General features: G+C 71.8%; 19 protein-coding genes and 1 pseudogene. 19 read left to right on the forward strand and 1 reads right to left on the reverse strand.

Annotated elements, in window-relative coordinates:
- Positions 1-72 precede the first annotated feature (72 nt).
- From AB0H82_RS25845 to AB0H82_RS25865, 5 genes and pseudogenes are all read left to right on the forward strand, one after another.
- Complete coding sequence (locus tag AB0H82_RS25845) at positions 73-813, forward strand: hypothetical protein (RefSeq protein WP_362996616.1); 741 nt, start codon at positions 73-75, stop codon at positions 811-813.
- Positions 814-862: 49 nt separating this feature from the next.
- Positions 863-1,420 (forward strand): DinB family protein, encoded by a 558-nt coding sequence (locus AB0H82_RS25850; RefSeq protein ID WP_362996618.1) that lies wholly within the window; start codon positions 863-865, stop codon positions 1,418-1,420.
- Between the two features lie 84 nt (positions 1,421-1,504).
- The gene (locus tag AB0H82_RS25855; protein ID WP_362996620.1) at positions 1,505-2,146 is read left to right on the forward strand and encodes a hypothetical protein; all 642 of its coding nucleotides are present in this window, start codon (positions 1,505-1,507) and stop codon (positions 2,144-2,146) included.
- A 15-nt stretch (positions 2,147-2,161) separates the two neighbouring features.
- Complete coding sequence (locus tag AB0H82_RS25860; protein WP_362996622.1) at positions 2,162-2,575, forward strand: SUKH-3 domain-containing protein; 414 nt, start codon at positions 2,162-2,164, stop codon at positions 2,573-2,575.
- Between the two features lie 102 nt (positions 2,576-2,677).
- A pseudogene (locus AB0H82_RS25865) lies at positions 2,678-2,968 on the forward strand (barstar family protein); the annotation flags it as partial.
- On the opposite strand, the gene AB0H82_RS25870 reads toward AB0H82_RS25865, so the two are convergent.
- Entirely contained in the window at positions 2,878-3,828 is a 951-nt protein-coding gene (locus AB0H82_RS25870; RefSeq protein ID WP_362996624.1) for a serine protease, read from the reverse strand. The pseudogene AB0H82_RS25865 and the gene AB0H82_RS25870 overlap by 91 nt on opposite strands.
- 757 nt (positions 3,829-4,585) lie before the next feature.
- Between AB0H82_RS25870 and AB0H82_RS25875 the strand changes: the two genes are divergently transcribed.
- The 14 genes from AB0H82_RS25875 to AB0H82_RS25940 all read left to right on the forward strand — a co-directional run bounded on the left by AB0H82_RS25875 (position 4,586) and on the right by AB0H82_RS25940 (position 17,550).
- The gene (locus AB0H82_RS25875) at positions 4,586-5,305 is read left to right on the forward strand and encodes a hypothetical protein (protein WP_362996625.1); all 720 of its coding nucleotides are present in this window, start codon (positions 4,586-4,588) and stop codon (positions 5,303-5,305) included.
- 17 nt (positions 5,306-5,322) lie between these two features.
- Entirely contained in the window at positions 5,323-6,159 is an 837-nt protein-coding gene (locus AB0H82_RS25880) for a hypothetical protein (protein WP_362996627.1), read from the forward strand.
- Complete coding sequence (locus tag AB0H82_RS25885; protein ID WP_362996629.1) at positions 6,156-7,466, forward strand: ATPase, T2SS/T4P/T4SS family; 1,311 nt, start codon at positions 6,156-6,158, stop codon at positions 7,464-7,466. Before AB0H82_RS25880 ends, AB0H82_RS25885 begins: the two co-directional genes overlap by 4 nt.
- Before the next feature lie 7 nt (positions 7,467-7,473).
- Positions 7,474-8,523, forward strand: coding sequence for a type II secretion system F family protein (locus tag AB0H82_RS25890; protein ID WP_362996631.1), 1,050 nt, complete (start codon positions 7,474-7,476; stop codon positions 8,521-8,523).
- A complete protein-coding gene (locus AB0H82_RS25895; RefSeq protein ID WP_362996633.1) occupies positions 8,520-9,449 on the forward strand; it encodes a type II secretion system F family protein in 930 nt (309 codons plus the stop codon). The genes AB0H82_RS25890 and AB0H82_RS25895 overlap by 4 nt, the downstream gene beginning before the upstream one ends.
- Before the next feature lie 65 nt (positions 9,450-9,514).
- Positions 9,515-9,775 carry a hypothetical protein gene (locus AB0H82_RS25900; RefSeq protein ID WP_362996635.1) on the forward strand — a complete coding sequence of 87 codons (261 nt, stop codon included), beginning with the start codon at positions 9,515-9,517 and terminating at the stop codon, positions 9,773-9,775.
- A gap of 49 nt (positions 9,776-9,824) precedes the next feature.
- Entirely contained in the window at positions 9,825-10,295 is a 471-nt protein-coding gene (locus AB0H82_RS25905; RefSeq protein WP_362996637.1) for a TadE family protein, read from the forward strand.
- On the forward strand, positions 10,295-10,759 hold the full coding sequence (locus AB0H82_RS25910) for a TadE/TadG family type IV pilus assembly protein (protein WP_362996639.1): 465 nt from the start codon (positions 10,295-10,297) through the stop codon (positions 10,757-10,759). Before AB0H82_RS25905 ends, AB0H82_RS25910 begins: the two co-directional genes overlap by 1 nt.
- 38 nt (positions 10,760-10,797) lie before the next feature.
- Positions 10,798-11,244 (forward strand): pilus assembly protein TadG-related protein, encoded by a 447-nt coding sequence (locus tag AB0H82_RS25915; protein WP_362996654.1) that lies wholly within the window; start codon positions 10,798-10,800, stop codon positions 11,242-11,244.
- A gap of 51 nt (positions 11,245-11,295) precedes the next feature.
- Positions 11,296-11,676 carry a hypothetical protein gene (locus AB0H82_RS25920; protein ID WP_362996640.1) on the forward strand — a complete coding sequence of 127 codons (381 nt, stop codon included), beginning with the start codon at positions 11,296-11,298 and terminating at the stop codon, positions 11,674-11,676.
- 150 nt (positions 11,677-11,826) lie between these two features.
- Positions 11,827-14,883 carry a BTAD domain-containing putative transcriptional regulator gene (locus AB0H82_RS25925; protein ID WP_362996642.1) on the forward strand — a complete coding sequence of 1,019 codons (3,057 nt, stop codon included), beginning with the start codon at positions 11,827-11,829 and terminating at the stop codon, positions 14,881-14,883.
- A 36-nt stretch (positions 14,884-14,919) separates the two neighbouring features.
- Positions 14,920-15,639, forward strand: coding sequence for an A24 family peptidase (locus tag AB0H82_RS25930; protein ID WP_362996644.1), 720 nt, complete (start codon positions 14,920-14,922; stop codon positions 15,637-15,639).
- Between the two features lie 104 nt (positions 15,640-15,743).
- Positions 15,744-16,943, forward strand: a complete 1,200-nt coding sequence (mqnC, locus tag AB0H82_RS25935) for a cyclic dehypoxanthinyl futalosine synthase (protein WP_362996646.1) — start codon at positions 15,744-15,746, stop codon at positions 16,941-16,943.
- A 7-nt stretch (positions 16,944-16,950) separates the two neighbouring features.
- A complete protein-coding gene (locus AB0H82_RS25940) occupies positions 16,951-17,550 on the forward strand; it encodes a hypothetical protein (protein WP_362996648.1) in 600 nt (199 codons plus the stop codon).
- Positions 17,551-17,686: the final 136 nt, after the last annotated feature.

The following is a 17,686-nucleotide window of genomic DNA, read 5'->3' on the forward strand; positions in this document are numbered from 1 at the left end:
CGTTCGCGGGTGACCACGGGCTTCGGCGGGCGTCCGCGGCACTTTACTGGGCCGCGCCGTAAGGAGGTCACCATGGACGTCACCTCCGCACTCTCCGAGCGTCCCGGGGTCGCCCCACTCCCCGGTATGGAAGCCGCTTGGCGGTGGTCTCCCCACCCATCGTTCAGCTTCGCCGCCGCGCTCAGCGCGGACCGTGGATACCTGCTTCAGGTCACTGTCCGGGGAGCGAACGACGAGGGTCTCGTCCGGGAGATTCTCCAATTCGGACGCGAGCGCAGTTCTGAATTCGTCGGCGCCGCGTCCCACTTGGCCTCCCTCGAAGGTTTCCAGCACGAAGGGAGCTCATTCGACGCCGTGGGCGTTGCGGCGCCCACCGTGCACGGCTACCACGCGAATGACAATCCCGAACTGAGTACGTTGACTTATGCGCTCTTCCCCGCCTACCGGGTCGAGTTCTCCGGCAGGGAAACAGAGGAAGAGGCCTGGGCAAGATTCCGCAAGATGCTCCGGCCGACCCAGCTCGACCGGGACGCCGTGCCTTTCGTGAAGATGCGGTACGACAACACAAGGACGCGGAGCCGCAGCATCGGCAGTGAGCTCCGGTTCGCCCACTACGCGACACTGGAGCGGGAGTTGGGGCTGCTGGACAGTGCGGAGGGCAGTTTCGTCGAGTGGGAGAACCGGCACGGTCAGGTGCGGCGTGCGGAGTGGGCCGGCGATGGCTGCACGGTGATCCTCCGCGGTGGAGAGCGGCGTGAGGGTATGACGATCGCCGGGCTTCAGGAGTTGGGCCGGGCCGACGTGCACAGGTGAACGCCCGTCCCCCAAGACAGCGCCGCCCTGATCCGGCGATGATGACCTGATGCCCGACAAGATCCCCGCTCACACCGCAGCCCCTGCCACCGCCCCCACCCCCCGCACCGAACCCCCGCACGCCCCCGCCGACGAACGCGCCTCCCTCACCGCCTTCCTTCAGTACCAGCGCGAGACCCTCGCGATGAAGTGCGCGGGGCTGACCGGCGAGCAGCTCAAGGAGCGGGCCGTGCCGCCGTCCGACATGTCGCTGCTCGGGCTGGTGCGGCACCTCGCCGAGGTCGAGCGGAGTTGGTTCCGCAACGTCCTGAACGGCGAGGCGCTCCGTGCCAACTGGCAGGGCCGGCTCCCCGGCGAGCACGCCGACTTCGACGTGGCGGACGCCGACCCCGACGAGGCGTTCGAGGTCTGGCACGCGGAGTGCGCCCGCTCCCGCGCCATCGTGGACGCCCTGGCCGACGAGGGCTCCCTCGACGTCACCGTCGACTTCCGCGGCGACACGTATTCGTTGCGCTACATCCTCACCCACATGATCGAGGAGTACGCCCGCCACAACGGCCACGCCGACCTGCTCAGGGAGCGGATCGACGGGGCCACCGGGGAGTAGCCACCGGAGAGCAGCTCCGGGCGGCGCCCCCGTAGGCTGGCGGCCGGAAACAGTCGGAGCCGGGGGACGGGGAGAGTGCCAGCCATGGCCCGCTACACAGCACCGCAGACCATCGCGCGCGGCGGATTCAGCATCAAGGTGCCGGAGACGTGGTGGGAGTTCGACGTGCGGCCCGAGTCGCGTGACGCCGCCATCCGGCAGATGATCAACGACCGCGTCCGGGCCCGCCCGGAGCTGGCCCCGCACCGGGAGACCTTCGAGGCGTTCCTGCGCAAGGCGTCGAAGGACGCCTGGCAGTCCGGCGCGCTGTACTGCGGCTGCATGGCGGAGAGCTTCGGCGGCGATACGCCGGTCACGGGCTCGGTCACCGTCTCCCTGGTCGGCGCCCGCACCCCGAACGGCGACGTGCTCCCCACCGACCCCGACCGCATCGTCGCCCAGCTCGGCGTGCGCGAGGCCAAGCGGGAGGGCGACGCGTGGCGGAAGGTCACGACGGTCGACATCCCGGGCGTCGGCCTCGCGGCCCGGACGTACGGCATCGAGGACATCTCCGTGGACGGCGACGACCGTACGATCCGCGTCGTCCTGATGCAGACCTTCATCCCGGTCCCCGGCCAGGAGGGCAAGGTCGCCCTGGTCTCGGGCAGCAGCCAGGTGCTCGGCCTCGCGGACTCGTTCTTCGACATCTTCGACGCGGTGACCTCTACGTTCCGCTTTGCGGAGTAGCGGAGTAGCGGAATAGTGGAGTCCGACCGTGTACTGCGGGCGGCCGGCCGGCACCCCGGGCGGGCCGTGCCCACAGCCGAGTGGGAGAGAGTCCTGCACGAACACGGCGGCTTCGAGATCCACGAGGCGGCTCGGGTCTTCCTCGCGGAATTCGGCGGCCTGGCGTCCGAGGAGCGGGGGCCGGGCAGGACGATGGCCCGCATGGGCTTCCGGCTCGACCCTCTCGCGGCCGAATGGGAGGACGAGATCTTCGACGTGCTCAGCGAGGAGGCGGGCGCGTATCTGTATCCCGTCGGCGAGGCCGACCGCCGCAACAGCTATCTGGGCATCGCGCCGGACGGCAAGGTCTATATCGGCATGGACAGTGTCACGCTGCTCGCCGACACCGGCGACGAGGCACTGGAGAAACTCATCGAGGGCATTCGCTGAACCGGGGCTTTCGGGAAGGGCGGCCCGGGATGCGATTGTCGGTCCCGGGACCGCTGTCCGACCCCGAGGACGGGCCCGGCCTCGCGTAGTACACCCGGACCATTCCCCGGCTATTACGGCAACAACTGGGACGCCCTGGTGGACTGCCTGGACTGCCTGGACGACTTGTGCGGGGCGGTCACGCGGGGCGTGCGCTCGACCCCGCCGAATGGCGCTGAGTTCGCCGGCACGCCGGTGGATGCCGAGCGGCCCGGGGCCGTGGAAATTCATGCCCCGGGCCGCCCATCCGCGTCAGCCGAGTGTCAGCGGCGGTTCAACGCCCGCTTGATCTTCTTGCCCGAGCGCGACTCGTCCAGCGTCTTCCACAGCTTCGACGAGCTCAGCGACGTGTAGACGCCGGGTGCGCCCTGCGCGCCGCAGCCGTCGCCGTAGGAGACGACGCCGATCAGGATCGGGGCCTCGCGGCCGGGGACCTTGCGGAAGATGGGGCCGCCGCTGTCGCCCTGGCAGGAGTCCTTCGTCTCCACGCCGGCGCAGAAGTTGACCTTCGCGTCGTACTCCTTGTAGCTCGTCCCGCACTCCGCGTGGGAGAGGATCGGGACCCTCACCTGGCGCAGGCGGTCAGGCGTGTGGGTCAGCTCCGTGTCCGTGTTGCCCCAGCCCGCGACCGTCGCCTTCTGGCCCGGGCGGATCAGCGCGTCGGTGCCCTGCGTGGGGAGCGCCACGGCGGAGATGCCGCGGACCGGCTTCGCCAGCTGGAGGAAGGCGACGTCGTACGCCTCCTTGCCCTTGAGGTAGCGCGGGTGCACGGCCACGCCGTCCTTGGCGATGTTGCGTATCTGGCCCTGCCGGGAGGACAGGACGGTACGGCCCACCGCCACCTGGAGGGACTTCGCCTCGACCGGCTCGCCCGCGTCGTCGACCAGGCAGTGCGCCGCCGTCACGACCAGGTCCGGCGAGACCAGACTGGCCCCGCAGAACTGACGGTCGCGCGCGCTGCCCGGGCCCTTCTCCAGGACCGCCGTCATGAACGGGTAGGCGTCGTTCGGGACTTCGGTGCCGCCGATGATCGCGTGCGCGGCGGGAGCGGAGGTGGCGACCATCGCGAGGGCGGCGGTGGTCGCGGCGAGACCCGCGGCGACGGAGGCCTTACGGGTGCGGAAGGGGGTGCGGAAGTGGGTGCGGGTCCTCGGGGTGCTTCTCGTGGGGGTGTTCACGGGGGCGCTCACGGGGGTGATCGTGGGGGTGTTCATGGGGGGTTGCTTCTCTTTCTTGCGTCCGTGCGGCAGGAACTGCCGAATTCGTTCTGTCCGACTCGGCGCGCGAAAGGTCCGTACCAGAAAGCGTCAACCGCCGTGGTCAGTACGGCATTTACTCAGCCGTTCAACCATCTCGCACGGTTCCCCTCGCGCCGCATGGTGAGAGGGGGAATGGGCGGTGCTGGTTCACCCCCGGCCGGAGTTGCGCGGGTCGTCCGGAGTTGCGTGGGTCGTGGGGAGGAGTGCGGGGCGTTCGGTGGAGGCGCCCTGGGGGTGCGGCAAGTGGATCGGCAAGTGAATCGGCAACTAGCGCGGCGCCTGGTGCGGCGGCTGGTGCGGGCCGGGAACCGGAGGCGCCCCTTGGCGCGTCACCCCTGAGGTCGACGGATCATGGCGCGGCGCGCGGCGCGCGGCGCGTGGTGCGGTGCCGCCGCGCGCGGTGCCACCCTGCGCGGCGCCGTACTTCGCGTACGCACACATATCCACCTGCCAAAAGAGAGGGAAACTCCGCGCGGTCCAAGTAGGAACCAGGCAGCGCGGATTGCGCGTGCGTAACGATGAGAGCTGTGAGGTTCGCGATCTTTAACGCGCCTTGAGGGGCTTATGTGCTGCTGATACGGTGCGATGACTTGACACTGGGCCTGGGGCTGAATGGGCTGGACAGCCCGTCCGAGGCGGCGGCGACAAAGCCGCGAGTGTCACAAATGACGGAAATTGACCGAATCTTCTTGGGTGTGCGGGGAGCAGTTGCGTGAAGATCCAGGAGCGTACGGGGGCGGGCAGCGGCCGTTCTGCCGCACCGGTTCAGCCGGGAGTCGGTGAGCGCATTCCCGCGCCGCCTCGCGAGCGCAAACCGGCACTCGCCGCGCTGGCCGTCCTCCTCATCCTCGTCGGCGCGCTCGGCGCCACCGTGCTGGTGCTGCGCGCCGGTGACCGCATCGAGGTCGTGAAGGTCACGGCGGACATCCCCGCCGGCGAGGCCATCCGCGACGGCAATTACACGACCGTGATGGTCAACGACGACAGCTCCGCCCACTTCGTCGAGAAGTCCCAGATCGCCGGGCTCAAGAAGCTGAAGGCCAAGAGCACCATCCACAAGGGCACGGTCGTCGTCGGCGAGATGTTCGGAGCCAAGGCCGCCCTCCCCGCAGGCAAGGCGTCGGTGGGCCTCTCCCTCAAGGAGGGCCAGTACCCCTCCGACGTGAAGTCCGGTGACACCGTCGCCGCCTACCCCGTCCTCTCCAGCACCTCCACCGGCAAGGGCTCGACCGGAAGCGGCAACTCCGCCAGCGGTACGCCCCTGGTCGCCAACGCCAAGGTGAACACCGTCAACGACAAGAGCGACGCCACCGTGAGCACCGGCAACCTCAACCTCACGCTCCTCGTCCCGCAGGAGGAGGTCGCTGCCCTGGCCAGCGCCGCCTCCGAGGGCAAGGTCGTCATCGTCCGCGTCCCGTCCAACGGCAACTAAAGGCGAGTAACAGAGACATGGCGCTCATCGCTCTCGCCGCCGACAAGGGATCGCCCGGCGTCACCACCGCCGCGGTCGCGCTCGCCGCCGTCTGGCCGCGCCGCGTCCTCGTGGCGGAGACCGACCCCGCCGGCGGCGACCTGGTCTACCGCAGCGCCGCCGCGCACGGCGGACCGCTCAACCCCAACACCGGCATGCTGTCCATCGCGGCCACCGCCCGCCGCGGCCTCGTGCCCGACCAACTCTGGGACCACGTGCAGCCGTTGAGCGGTGGGCTCGAAGTCCTCGTCGGGCTCGGCGTGGCCGAGCAGGCCGCCGGGCTCGCCGGGCTCTGGCCCACGCTCGGGCGCGCCTTCTCGCAGCTCGCCGACTCGCCGCACGCGCCCGCCGACGTCATAGCCGACTGCGGGCGGATCAGCGGTGACGGCCCGGCCGTCGAGCTGTTCCCGCACGCGGCGCTCGTGCTGCTCGTCTCGCGCACCGAGCCCGAGGCGATCGCCCGCGTCCGCGACCGCGCCGCGGCCCTCGCCGCCAAGCTGCACGGCGGCCCGCGCGGCGCCGCGTCCCTGGCGCAGCCCCTCATCGGCGTACTCCTGATCGCGGACCCGTCGACGTCGGCCAAGCTCGTCCACCAGGTCAACGACATGCTGATGGCCGCGCAGACCGGCGCCCGCGTCGTGGGCACGCTCGCCGACGACCCCGCGGGCTCCGACCAGTTGGCCGGGCGCCGCCGCGGACGGCTCGACAAGTCGCTGCTCATCCGCTCCGCCCGCAAGGTGACCGTCGACCTGTACCAGCAGTACGGCGCCGCCTGGGCCAACCCCGTCGCGCAGCAGCCGGGGACGGGCCGATGAGCGCAGCCGTCGATCACCAGCTCGTCAAGCGGTTCCGGCAGGACGCCGGTGACCGCATCGCCGAGCAGCGCCGTCTCGACCAGGTATCCGGTGTCACCCCGATGTCGGGCGAGGACGAGCGGCACTACGCCCGCGCCGTCATCGCGCAGATCCTGGAGGAGTACGCGCGCGCGGAGATCAACGCCGGACGCACCCCCCTCGACGCGGAGACCGAGGAGCAGTACGCGGCCGCCGTGCACGCCGCGCTCTTCGGCGTCGGCCGGCTCCAGCCGCTGCTCGACGACCCCGAGGTCGAGAACATCGACATCAACGGCTGCGACCAGGTCTTCGTCGGATACGCCGACGGCCGCGAGACCAAGGCCGACCCGGTCGCCGAGACCGACGAGGAGCTCGTCGAGCTGATCCAGGTGCTCGGCGCGTACTCCGGTCTGTCGTCGCGTCCCTTCGACTCCGCCAACCCGCAGCTCGACCTGCGCCTCCCCGACGGTTCGCGTCTGTCGGCCGTCATGGACGTCACGCGCCGCCCCGCGCTCTCCATCCGCCGCGCCCGCATGGGCAAGGTCTTCATGTCGGACCTGGTGGGGAACGGCACGCTGACGCCCGAGATCGGCCACTTCCTGGCCTGCGCCGTCCGCGCCCGCAAGAACATCATGATCGCGGGCGCGACCAACGCCGGAAAGACGACGCTGCTGCGCGCCCTCGCCAACGAGATCCCGCCGCACGAGCGCCTCGTGACCGTCGAGCGGGCCCTGGAGCTCGGCCTCGACCAGTTCGCCGACCTGCACCCGAACGTCGTCGCGTTCGAGGAGAGGCTGCCCAACTCCGAGGGCCAGGGCGAGATCACCATGGCCGAGCTGGTCCGCCGGTCCCTCCGCATGAACCCCTCCCGCGTCATCGTCGGCGAGGTGCTCGGCGACGAGATCGTGACGATGCTCAACGCGATGTCGCAGGGCAACGACGGCTCGCTCTCCACGATCCACGCCAACAGCTCCAGCGAGGTCTTCAACCGCATCTCGACGTACGCGCTGCAGGCCTCCGAGCGGCTCCCCATCGAGGCGAGCCAGATGCTCGTCGCGGGAGCCGTCAACTTCGTCGTCTTCATCCAGCGGCGCAACAACTACCAGTCCGGCGGCAAGCTCCAGCGCATGGTGACCTCGGTCCGCGAGGTCAACGGCGTCGACGGCCGCGTCCTGTCCAGCGAGGTCTTCGCGGAGGCCCCCGACGGACGGGTCGTCGCGCACGCGCCGATCTCCTGCATGGACGACCTGGCCGCGTTCGGCTACCGCCCCGCCGGGCAGTGGGGGTGAGCACGACATGAACACACTCGCCGCTCAGGGCGGCCTCGGCTCCATGGGCGGGCTGTTCTCGCTGCCCGTCCTGTACGCGCTCGGCTGCGGCGTCGCCGCCGGCGGCGGCATCGCGCTGCTCGTCGTCGCGATCCGCGGCCTGCCGCCCAAGCCCGCCCACGAGAAGCACCGCGCCAGCGAACGCGCGAGCGAACTGGTCCGCTTCGTGGGCCGGCGCGGCTCGGCGGCCATCGGCGTGGGCCTGGTCGTCCTCCTCCTCACCCGCTGGGCCGTGGCCGGCATCGCCTCCGGCATCCTCGTCTTCTTCTGGGACAAGCTGTTCGGCGGCGCCGCCGAGGAGCGCGCCCAGATGAAGCGCGTCGAGGCCCTCGCCGCCTGGACGGAGTCGCTGCGCGACACGATCGCGGGAGCGGTCGGTCTGGAGCAGGCCATCCCCGCGTCCGCGCGGGCCGCCGCCCCGGTGCTCCGCCCCCACCTGGACGCCCTGGTGGACCGCCTCCGCGCCCGCACCCCGCTCCCGGAGGCGCTGCAGATACTGGCCGACGAGATCGACGACGCGTCCGCGGACATCATCGTCGCGGCCCTCATCCTCAACGCCAAGCTGCGCGGCCCCGGCCTGCGCCAGGTCCTCGGCGCCCTCGCCAAGTCGGCGCGCGAAGAGGTCGACATGCGCCAGCGCGTCATGGCGCAGCGCGCCTCGACCCGCCGTTCCGTCCAGATCGTGGTGGCCGTCTCGATCGCGTTCGTCCTCGGCCTGTCCATCTTCAACCGCGAGTTCGTCGAGCCGTACGGCACGCCCGTCGGCCAGCTCGTGCTCGCCATGGTCTGCGCCCTGTTCGCGCTGGGCTTCTGGTGGCTGCGGAAGCTGTCGACGGTGGAGACGCCGGACCGCTTCCTGGTCAAGGACGAGCCGGGCGTGCAGTTCGTACGTCCCCGGGGCCCCGGCGGCACGCCCGTGCCAGGCGGCCCCGAGCAGGCCCCGCAGTTCGGCCGCCCGGGCTCGGCCCCGCAGGTCGTGCCCGGCTACACCAACCCGTCCGAGGGGGTACGCCGATGAGTCTGACGATGCCTGTGGTGATCGGCGCGGTCTTCGGCCTCGGCGTCTTCGCCCTCGTACGCGCCCTGATGCCGTCGAAGCGGAGCGCCGTCGCGACGGTCGCCCGCATCGACGCGATGCGGGCGCGCGGCGCGGCGTACGAGTCGCATCGGGCGACGTCGGACGTGGAGAGCCCCGGCCGCTTCGGCACGATGCGGGGCCGCGTGGGCCAGCGGGTCGCCGACTTCTACCTCCAGCAGGGCTGGGAGCAGCGGTCGTTGCGGGCCGACCTCGCGGTCCTCGACCGCAGCTGGGAGAAGTTCCTCGCGACGAAGGTGCTGCTCGCCGCGGCCGGTGTGTTCTTCGGCCCGTTCCTCTTCGCCGTGGTCTACACGCTCGGCATCGGACGCAGCCCGATCATCCCGGTCTGGCTCGCGCTGATGTTCGGCGCGCTCTTCTTCTTCCTGCCGGACCTCGAAGTACGCAGGGACGCGGCAGAAAAGCGGCGCGACCTGCGCCGCGTCATCGGCGCCTATCTCGACCTGGTGTCGATGAGCCTCGCGGGCGGCCGCGGCCTCCCCGAGGCGCTCATGGCGGCGGCGGAAGTCTCCGACGGATGGGCGACGCAACGCATCCGAAGCGCGCTGGCCGACGCCCGCATCACCGGCGTCAGCCAGTGGCAGGCCCTCGGCTCGCTCGGCGAGGAACTGGGCGTGGAAGAGCTGAAGGACCTGTCGGCGTCCCTGGCGCTGGTGGCGGACGACGGCGCGAAGGTGCGCGAGTCGCTCGCCTCCCGCGCGGAGACGATGCGGCACCGCGAACTGGCCGAGATCGAGGGCAGTGCGGGCGAGAAATCCCAGTCGATGCTGGTCGCGCAGCTGCTCCTGTGCGCGGGATTCCTGGTCTTCCTCATCTTCCCGGCGGCGATGCGCGTGTTCCAGGTCTAGACGGCGTCGGCGACAACGGGGGCCGGCGCTTCTTCCCCCCACCACATCTGAGAGGACAACTCACCATGGACAGCCAGAACGGACGTAACTTCAGCACCGGTGTCCCGGGGCTCGACTTCATGATCACCTTCCTCCAGGGGCGCGTCCAGCGCGCCCGCTCCGGGGAGCTGGACCGGGGCGCGTCCGCGGTCGAGTGGGTCATCATCTCGGCGGTCGTCGTGGCGATCGTCGGCGTGGTGGCCGCCGTCATCAACGCCGCGCTGAAGGGCGGCGCCGACAAGGTGAGCGACTGCATCGAGGGCGCGGACGCCGGCAGCACCTGCTGACGGGCTGCTCTCGGGGCGCGAGGGGATCGCGGGGGATCGCGGGGATCGCATGGTGAAAGGCGACGGGGTGCGGGGAGTGCGCGGACTGCGGGGATTCGTACGCCGCAGGGTGGAGGCCGCCTCCACCCGCGGCGAGTCCGGCATGACCGCGATCGAGTTCGTGCTGCTCACCCCGGTGCTGTTCTTCATGATCTTCGCGACGGTGCAGTTCGCGCTGTACTTCTTCGCGGACCACGTCGCCCAGGCGGCGGCCCAGGCGGGCGCCCGCAAGGCGCGTGCCACCGCCGACGAGAACGCGGGCGGCTGGCGGGGCGAGGCGCGCGACACGGCCGACGCGTACATCCGCCAGCTCGGCCCGAAGCTGGTGCTCGGCCCCGACGTGAAGACGATCCAGCCGGAGCAGAACACGGTCGGCGTGGAGATCACGGCCCGGGTCCCCACGGTCTTCCCGGGGCTCGACCTGAACGTGCACGCGCGGTCGGCGGGGCCCGTGGAGCGGTTCGTGGAGGAGAACGGCTGATGGGGAAGTTCCGTGCCGACCGGGGCTTGCGCGACGATCCGGGCTTGCGCGACGACCGGGGCCTGCGCGACGACCGGGGCCTGTCGACCGTCGAAGTCGTGATCCTCGCCCCGGTGATGATCCTCTTCATCCTGGTCCTGGTCGCCTTCGGGCAGCTCGTCGACGGCCGGGGCGCCATCGACGGCGCGGCCCGCGACGCGGCGCGCGCGGGATCGATCCAGAAGGAACACGGCACCGCGCTCGCCGAGGCGCGCAAGGCGGCGCGGGCGAACCTCGCCGACGTCTGCTCGGGCCCGGTCTCGGTCGTCCAGAAGAGCACCGGCTTCGACGAGAAGGTCGACCCGTTCTTCACGGTGGAAGTCAGCTGTGAGGTCAGGGGCCTCGCCATGCTCGGCCTGGACATCCCGACGACGCTGGAGGCCACCTTCAGCTCACCGCTGGACCCGTACCGGAGGTCGGCGTGAGAGGCCACGCCGCGGCGAGCACCGCCGTCCGCCGCGCCCTGTGCGACTGGGCCGCGTCCCGGCGCGCGCGCCTCGACGACCGGGGCTCGGGCGCCGGAGCCGTCATCATCTTCGGCCTCGTCTTCCTCGCGCTCGCGGCGTTCGTCATCGACGGCGGCCTCTCCATCTCCAAGCGCGAGCGCGCCGCGGACATCGCGGAACAGGCCGCGCGCTACGCCGCGCAGGACCTCCGGCTGGAGGACATCTACGAGGGCGCGAAGGGCGCGCCGATCAACTTCGAGAACTGCGGCGCCCGCGTCAAGGCCTTCGTCGAGGAGGCGGGCCTGGAGGGCGCGGACGTGGCCAACACCCACTGCGTCACCGCGAACCCGCAACAGGTCGAGGTCGAGGTCCAGATGACGTACAGCCCCGTGTTCACCGGCATGTTCTACGGCGGGGACGTCACGGTGAAGGGGCGCGCGGTGGCGGAGAACGAGGTCGGCTGACGCCGACGGCATCGGTATCCGACGGCAGAACGACTCAGGGGGACAGCGGAAATGGGCGGCAAGGGCAAGAGCGACCTCTCGATCCCACTCACCGACCTGGAGGACTACGGCAGCCGGCTGCGCTCCATCAAGACCCGCATGAACCGTACGAAGAAGACCTTCGAGTCCTACAAGGACGACATCGGCGACGGCGGCGTCTACGACGCCCTGGAGGACTTCGAGTCCAACTGGGAGGACGGCCGCGAAGACATCGGCCAACAGCTGGACCAGCTCGCCGACCTGTCCGACGCGGTCGTCCGCGAGTTCAAGAAGCTGGACGACGACCTGACCAAGAAGGTGAACGACGCGGTGAAGGAAGGAAAGTCCGGCAAGGGCGGCGCCAAGGGTGGTCCCAAGGGCGACGGAAAAGGCAAGGCCTCCGGCACTGACTGACCTCCGGCCCCTTCCGTACCATCACCTCATAGTTTTCCCCGATCCTCCTCTCCCCGATCCTTCTTACCTCGATCCTTCTTTCCCCGGTCCCTCCTTTTCCCGATCCCACTGCCCATCCACTCCTCCCCACAGGACACCAGGACACCTGCCATGGCGCGCACCACTTCACGCTCGACGAGCCCGCCGGACCCGCAGTCTCCGCGGAACCGGACGCCGCAGCCGTTGCCGCGGCGTCGGCGCAGCTTCGGGGACTTCGTCAAGGCCTTCCTCGCGTTCGTAGCGCTGCTCGTGCTGCTCGTCGGTGTGCCCGGGGCCCTCGTCGTCTTCGTGGGGTGGCCGCTGCCGGGCGGTGCGCCGTCGGTGAGCTGGCTGCAGCAGGAGATCACGGTCAGTACGTTCATCAACGTACTGACGGTCGTCGTCTGGTTCGCCTGGGCGCAGTTCACCGCTTGCGTGCTCGTCGAGATGAAGGCCGCGCTCTCCGGAGTCGGCATTCCGGGCCGGGTGCCGGGCGCCGGCGGCAGTCAGATGCTCGCGCGGCAGCTGGTCGCCACCGTGCTGCTCGTGGGCGCCACCGCCGCCAGCTTCGCCCCGGGACTCTCGCAGTTCGGGCAGTCGCTGGAAGGGAACCAGAAGCCCGCCTCCGCCGCGAGCGCCCAGCAGACCCCCGGGCTCTTCGGGCAGGAGCGGCAGGCCGCGGCGCTCGCCGCCGACGCGCTCGCCGCGCAGGCCGACCGGGCCGCCGCGCACGCCGACGGCGGCGGCACCGCCAAGGACGGCGACACGAAGTACTACCGGATCCAGCCGCCCGAGGGGCGCCACCACGACTCCCTCTGGGAGATCGCCGAGCGGCACCTGGGCGACGGCCGCCGGTACAAGGAGATCTACCAGCTCAACAAGGACCGTGAGCAGCCCGACGGTTCGAAGCTCTCCGAGGCCAGCCTCATCCGGCCCGGCTGGATCATGGAGATGCCCGCGGACGCGCACGGCGGCGAGCTCGTCGAGATGCCCGACGAGGCGCCCAAGGTCTCCGAGGACGTCAAGGAGCAGATCTCCGACTACTCCAAGACCGGTGAAAGCGGCGGGGCCGGCGGGGCCGGTGAGGCCGGTGGCGCCGGTGGCCAGGAGCAGGGCGGCGGCTCCTCCGTCGACCGCGACACCGCGCACATCGCCGTCCCCGAACAGCGGCCCGCGACACCCGCCACCCCCGCCATGCCGGAGGCTCCGGCCACTCCCGGCACCCCCGAGGCGCCCGCCGCCACCGACGGCGGCGCCGACTCCGAAGGCCTCGGCGACGTCGACTTCGGGCTGCCCGAGGCGCTCCTCGGCGCGCCCCTCCTCGCCGCAGGACTGCTCGGCGCGCTCGGCCGCCGTCGCCGGCACGCCCTGTGGCAGTCGGCCATGGGCGCGGTCGGCGGGCGCGGCGGCATGCAGCCGCCGACGCCGACCGGTGCCGCCGCCGACGTGCAGGACGCGCTGCTCGTGGGCGCCGACCCCGAGGGCGTACGGCTGCTCGATCTGTCGCTGCGCGGGCTCGCCGCGTCGCTCGCCGAGGAGAACCGCGCCCTGCCCACCGTGTACGCGGCCTGGCTGACCAACGGCGACCTGCACCTCCAGCTCGCCCAGCCCGCAGGGCGGCCGCCCGCGCCCTGGCAGTTGGGGCAGGACCAGACGTTCTGGGTGCTGTCGCGCGCCGACGCCGAGCGGTACGAGCCCGTGGACACCGCGGCGCCCTACCCCGGCCTCGTCTGCCTGGGTACCCTGGACGACTCGCGGCTGCTCCTCAACCTGGAGGCCGTGCCCGGCATCGTCTCGCTGAGCGGCAGCCGGGCCGACCGCGCCGCCGTCTTCGCCTCCGTCGCCGCCGAACTCGCCACCAACGGCTGGTCGGACCGCATGACCATCACCGTCGTCGGCTTCGGCCAGGACCTCACCCCGCTCGCGCCCAACCGCCTTCGGCACCTGGAGGACGTCGAGGCCCTCATCGAGACGATGGAGGCCGAGACGCGGCAGCGGCGCGGCGCGCTCGGCGCCGCCGGACACGACTCCGTCCTCACCGGCCGCACCGGCCCCGCCCAGCACACCCGTTGGGCCCCGCACCTCGTGCTGCTCGCCGCCGAGCCGAGCGCCGAGGACGCGGTCAAGCTCGCCGAACTCGCCGCGGACGCGAGTCGCCTCGGCATCGGCTACCTGGTCGGCACGGAGTCCGGGGACCTGCCCGGCGCCGCCTGGGAGATGGAGATCACCCGCGACGGCAAGCTGCTCGCGCCGCTGCTCGGGCTCGAACTGGCCGCGCAGGCGCTGCCCGAGGCCCAGCAGCGGGCCGTCGTGCAGCTGTTCACGGAGGCCGACCCGGCGGGCTCCGGCCACCCCACGGGACCGGACGACGGCCCCACGGGCGCCGCACCGCCGTTCCTCGTCGACGTCACCGAGCAGGGGCGGCCCGCGGTCTACGCCCGCCTCGTCGGCACGTACGAGATCATCGGCCTGGAGACCCCCGACGGGGAACGCAGTCCGCTCATGCACGAGGCGCTCGCGCTGCTGCTGCTGCACCGCGAGGGGGTGCACCCGCGCGTGCTCGCCTCCGCGCTGTGGCCGCGCGGCGTCACCGAGGACGTGCGGGACGCGCTCGTCGAGCGGCTCCGCGAGTGGCTCGGCACCGACCCCGACGGGGCGCCCCGGCTGCGCGCCGACCGGGCCGGGCGGCTCACGCTCGCGAAGTCCGTCGTGTCCGACCTGGACGTGCTGCGGTCGCTGTACCACGAGGCCACGCAGGGACGCGGCGCCGGCAACCGCGCGGTGCGCGGCCGGATGCTCACCGACGCGCTGGTCCTGGTGCGCGGTCCGCTGCTCGCCGACCGGCCGCAGGGGCGGTACGGCTGGCTCACGCACGAGATCATCGACGCCCAGCTGCCGCTGCTCGTCGCCGACATCGGGCTCGCGCTCTCCGAATTCCACCTGGAGAAGCAGCGCGCGGAGAAGGCGATCGAGGCGCTCAACGCGGCGCTGGGCTCGGCACCCGGCGACGAGCGGCTCTGGAACGAGCTGCTCCGCGCCACGCACGCGACGGAGGACCCGGCCCGGCTCCAGCAGGTGGCGGCCGACCTGGTCGCCCGGAGCGGCGCACGCGGGCTGCCCCCGCGCACGGAGGCACTCCTGGACGAGCTGCTTCCGGCCTGGCGCAGCGGCGTCACGGCAGCCGGCTGACGCCGTGGCCGACGCGGAGATGGGAAGTCGTAGCCCTTGTTGCTGATCCTCATCCTCGGTGGCGCCCTCTGGGGCGCCTTCGTCGGGCTGTTCGTGCCGCGTGTCGCCTACCGGCTCTCCGTGCGGCCCGACGAGGCGTGGCGCGCCGAGTGTCCCGAGGGGCACCCGCTCACCTCATGGCTCGGGCTCGCCCGGTGCCCGCGGAGCGGGGGATACGGGCCGCGGACGTCCGGCGTCGCCACCACCGCGGCCCTCGTCTGCGCCGCGCTCGCCGCGACCACCGGCGCGCGGCCCGAGCTGGCCGTCTGGCTGCTGCTCGCCCCCGTCGGCGTGCTGCTCGCGCTCGTCGACTTCACCGTGCACCGGCTGCCGGACGTGCTCACGCTGCCGCTGGCGGGCGCCGCGCTCGCGCTGCTCGGGGGCGCCGCGCTGCTGCCCGAGCGGGGCGGCTCGTGGACCGGTGCCCTCTACGGGGCGCTCGCCCTCGCCGGCGCCTTCTTCGTGCTCTTCCTCATCAACCCCAACGGCATGGGCTTCGGCGACGTGAAGCTGGCCCTTTGCCTGGGGACGGTGCTCGGCTGGTACGGGTGGGGCGTGCTGCTGCTCGGCACCTTCGCCGGATTCCTGCTGGCCTCGCTGTACGGGGCCGGGCTCGTCGTCGCCCGCCGGGCCGGGCGCAAGACGGCGATCCCGTTCGGCCCCTTCCTGATCGGCGGCGCGTTCGTGGGGCTGCTGCTCGGCTCGTACACGGCCTGAGCAGCGTCGGCACCCAGCAGCCCGCGTCGGGCGCCGGAGGGGGCTGGCGTACGCTGGCAGCGTCCGTCCACAACCCTTACGAAACTTACGAAAGGGACGCCCCGGTGACCGAGAAGGCCGACCTTCAGTCCGTCCTCGACCGCGCCGCCGCAGGTGGGCGGATCACCCCGGAAGAGGCGCTCGACCTCTACCGGGACGCCCCGCTGCACGCGCTGGGAGCCGCCGCCGACGCGGTGCGCCGCCGCCGCTACGCAGGTACGGAGCACATCGCGACGTACATCATCGAGCGCAACATCAACTACACGAACGTCTGCGTGACCGCCTGCAAGTTCTGCGCGTTCTACGCCGCCCCGAAGGACACGAAGAAGGGCTGGAGCCGCGACCTCGACGACATCCTGCGCCGCTGCGCGGAGACCGTCGAGCTGGGCGGCACCCAGATCATGTTCCAGGGCGGGCACCACCCGGACTACGGCGTCGAGTACTACGAAGAGCACTTCTCCGCCATCAAGAAGAACTTCCCGCAGCTGGTCATCCACTCCCTCGGCGCGTCCGAGGTCGAGCACATGGCCCGCATCTCCAAGGTCTCGGTCGAAGAGGCCATCCAGCGGATCAACGCCGCGGGCCTCGACTCCTTCGCGGGCGCGGGCGCCGAGCTGCTCCCCGAGCGCCCCCGCAAGGCCATCGCGCCCCTCAAGGAGAGCGGCGAGCGCTGGCTGGAGATCATGGAGACCGCCCACAACCTGGGCGTGGAGTCGACCTCCACCATGCTCATGGGTACGGGCGAGACCAACGCCGAGCGCATCGAGCACCTGCGGATGATCCGCGACGTACAGGACCGGACGGGAGGCTTCCGGGCCTTCATCCCGTACACGTACCAGCCCGAGAACAACCACCTCAAGGGCCGTACGCAGGCGACGATCTTCGAGTACATCCGCATGATCGCGATCGCCCGGATCTTCCTCGACAACGTCGCGCACATCCAGGGCTCCTGGCTGACGACGGGCAAGGAGGCGGGCCAGCTGACGCTGCACTACGGAGCGGACGATCTGGGCTCCGTCATGCTGGAGGAGAACGTCGTCTCGTCGGCCGGCGCCAAGCACCGCTCGAACCTCCGCGAGATGATCGACATGATCCGCACGGCGGACCGGGTGCCGGCGCAGCGCGCCACCACGTACGAGCACCTGGTCGTGCACGACGACCCGGCGAACGACCCGGTCGACGACCGCGTCGCCTCGCACATCTCGTCCACGGCGATCGAGGGCGGCACGGCGCACCCCGAGCTGAAGCTCCTCGCCACGAACTGAGGCCCTGTTGCTCACCCTGCACGTCGCCGAACACTCACCGGAGGCGGCGGTCCTGGCCGACGGGGCGCGGATCGCCGCCGTCGGCCCGTACGAGGAGCTGGCCGCGGCGCACCCGGCCGCCCGCGTCCGCCGCTGGCCCGGCATCCTCACGCCGGGCCTGCTCAACCCGTACGCGCCCGAACTCCTCGAAGCCACCTACCACCCGGATCCGCGCGAGGCCGACCGCCTCGGCACGGAGCCCATCGGCGGGGAGCGGGCCCGGGCGATCTTCCGCGCCGACCCGTCGCTCCTGGGCGCGAGCGCACGCCGCGGGGTGCAGCGGATGCTGGCGCACGGGACGGTGGCGGTGGCGGGCGAACTCCGTGCCCGCCCCGCCCTGGACGCCGTCCGCAGGGCGACCCTCGCGGTAGGCCAACGCCCACCCCGTCTCCCCGGCCCGCCCGCCCTTTCCCCGACCCCCCTGATCCTGCTCCCGCCCCTGACCCCTGGCGCCCCCGCCCGCTTCGCGGCCTTCGACGTACCCGACCGCGGGGAACTGGTGCGACGGGGCGCGGGGACGTGCGTGGCGACGGTGGTCGGCGGCCGATTGGTCTACCGCGCCCGCTAGCCCGTCTGCCCTCGTCTGCCGTCCGGCGCCCGCGGGCGCGTCGTGGTCGCTCGCGCAGTTCCCCGCGCCCCCGGGAGGGGGGGCCGGCGGGCCGGGGTGGGGGGGGGGGGGGGCGCGCGCCGGCCCGCCGCGGCCC

The organism is Streptomyces sp. NPDC050732, assembly GCF_040654255.1.
In the GTDB taxonomy this organism is placed as follows: Bacteria; Actinomycetota; Actinomycetes; order Streptomycetales; family Streptomycetaceae; genus Streptomyces.

Excerpts from the sequence above, each read along its gene's own strand:
- AB0H82_RS25845 (WP_362996616.1), top strand. The coding sequence starts at position 73 with ATGGACGTCACCTCCGCACTCTCCGAGCGTCCCGGGGTCGCCCCACTC.
- AB0H82_RS25850 (WP_362996618.1), top strand. The coding sequence starts at position 863 with ATGCCCGACAAGATCCCCGCTCACACCGCAGCCCCTGCCACCGCCCCC.
- AB0H82_RS25855 (WP_362996620.1), top strand. The coding sequence starts at position 1,505 with ATGGCCCGCTACACAGCACCGCAGACCATCGCGCGCGGCGGATTCAGC.
- AB0H82_RS25870 (WP_362996624.1), bottom strand. The coding sequence starts at position 3,828 with ATGAACACCCCCACGATCACCCCCGTGAGCGCCCCCGTGAACACCCCC.
- AB0H82_RS25880 (WP_362996627.1), top strand. The coding sequence starts at position 5,323 with ATGGCGCTCATCGCTCTCGCCGCCGACAAGGGATCGCCCGGCGTCACC.
- AB0H82_RS25885 (WP_362996629.1), top strand. The coding sequence starts at position 6,156 with ATGAGCGCAGCCGTCGATCACCAGCTCGTCAAGCGGTTCCGGCAGGAC.
- AB0H82_RS25890 (WP_362996631.1), top strand. The coding sequence starts at position 7,474 with ATGAACACACTCGCCGCTCAGGGCGGCCTCGGCTCCATGGGCGGGCTG.
- AB0H82_RS25895 (WP_362996633.1), top strand. The coding sequence starts at position 8,520 with ATGAGTCTGACGATGCCTGTGGTGATCGGCGCGGTCTTCGGCCTCGGC.
- AB0H82_RS25900 (WP_362996635.1), top strand. The coding sequence starts at position 9,515 with ATGGACAGCCAGAACGGACGTAACTTCAGCACCGGTGTCCCGGGGCTC.
- AB0H82_RS25905 (WP_362996637.1), top strand. The coding sequence starts at position 9,825 with ATGGTGAAAGGCGACGGGGTGCGGGGAGTGCGCGGACTGCGGGGATTC.
- AB0H82_RS25910 (WP_362996639.1), top strand. The coding sequence starts at position 10,295 with ATGGGGAAGTTCCGTGCCGACCGGGGCTTGCGCGACGATCCGGGCTTG.
- AB0H82_RS25920 (WP_362996640.1), top strand. The coding sequence starts at position 11,296 with ATGGGCGGCAAGGGCAAGAGCGACCTCTCGATCCCACTCACCGACCTG.
- AB0H82_RS25925 (WP_362996642.1), top strand. The coding sequence starts at position 11,827 with ATGGCGCGCACCACTTCACGCTCGACGAGCCCGCCGGACCCGCAGTCT.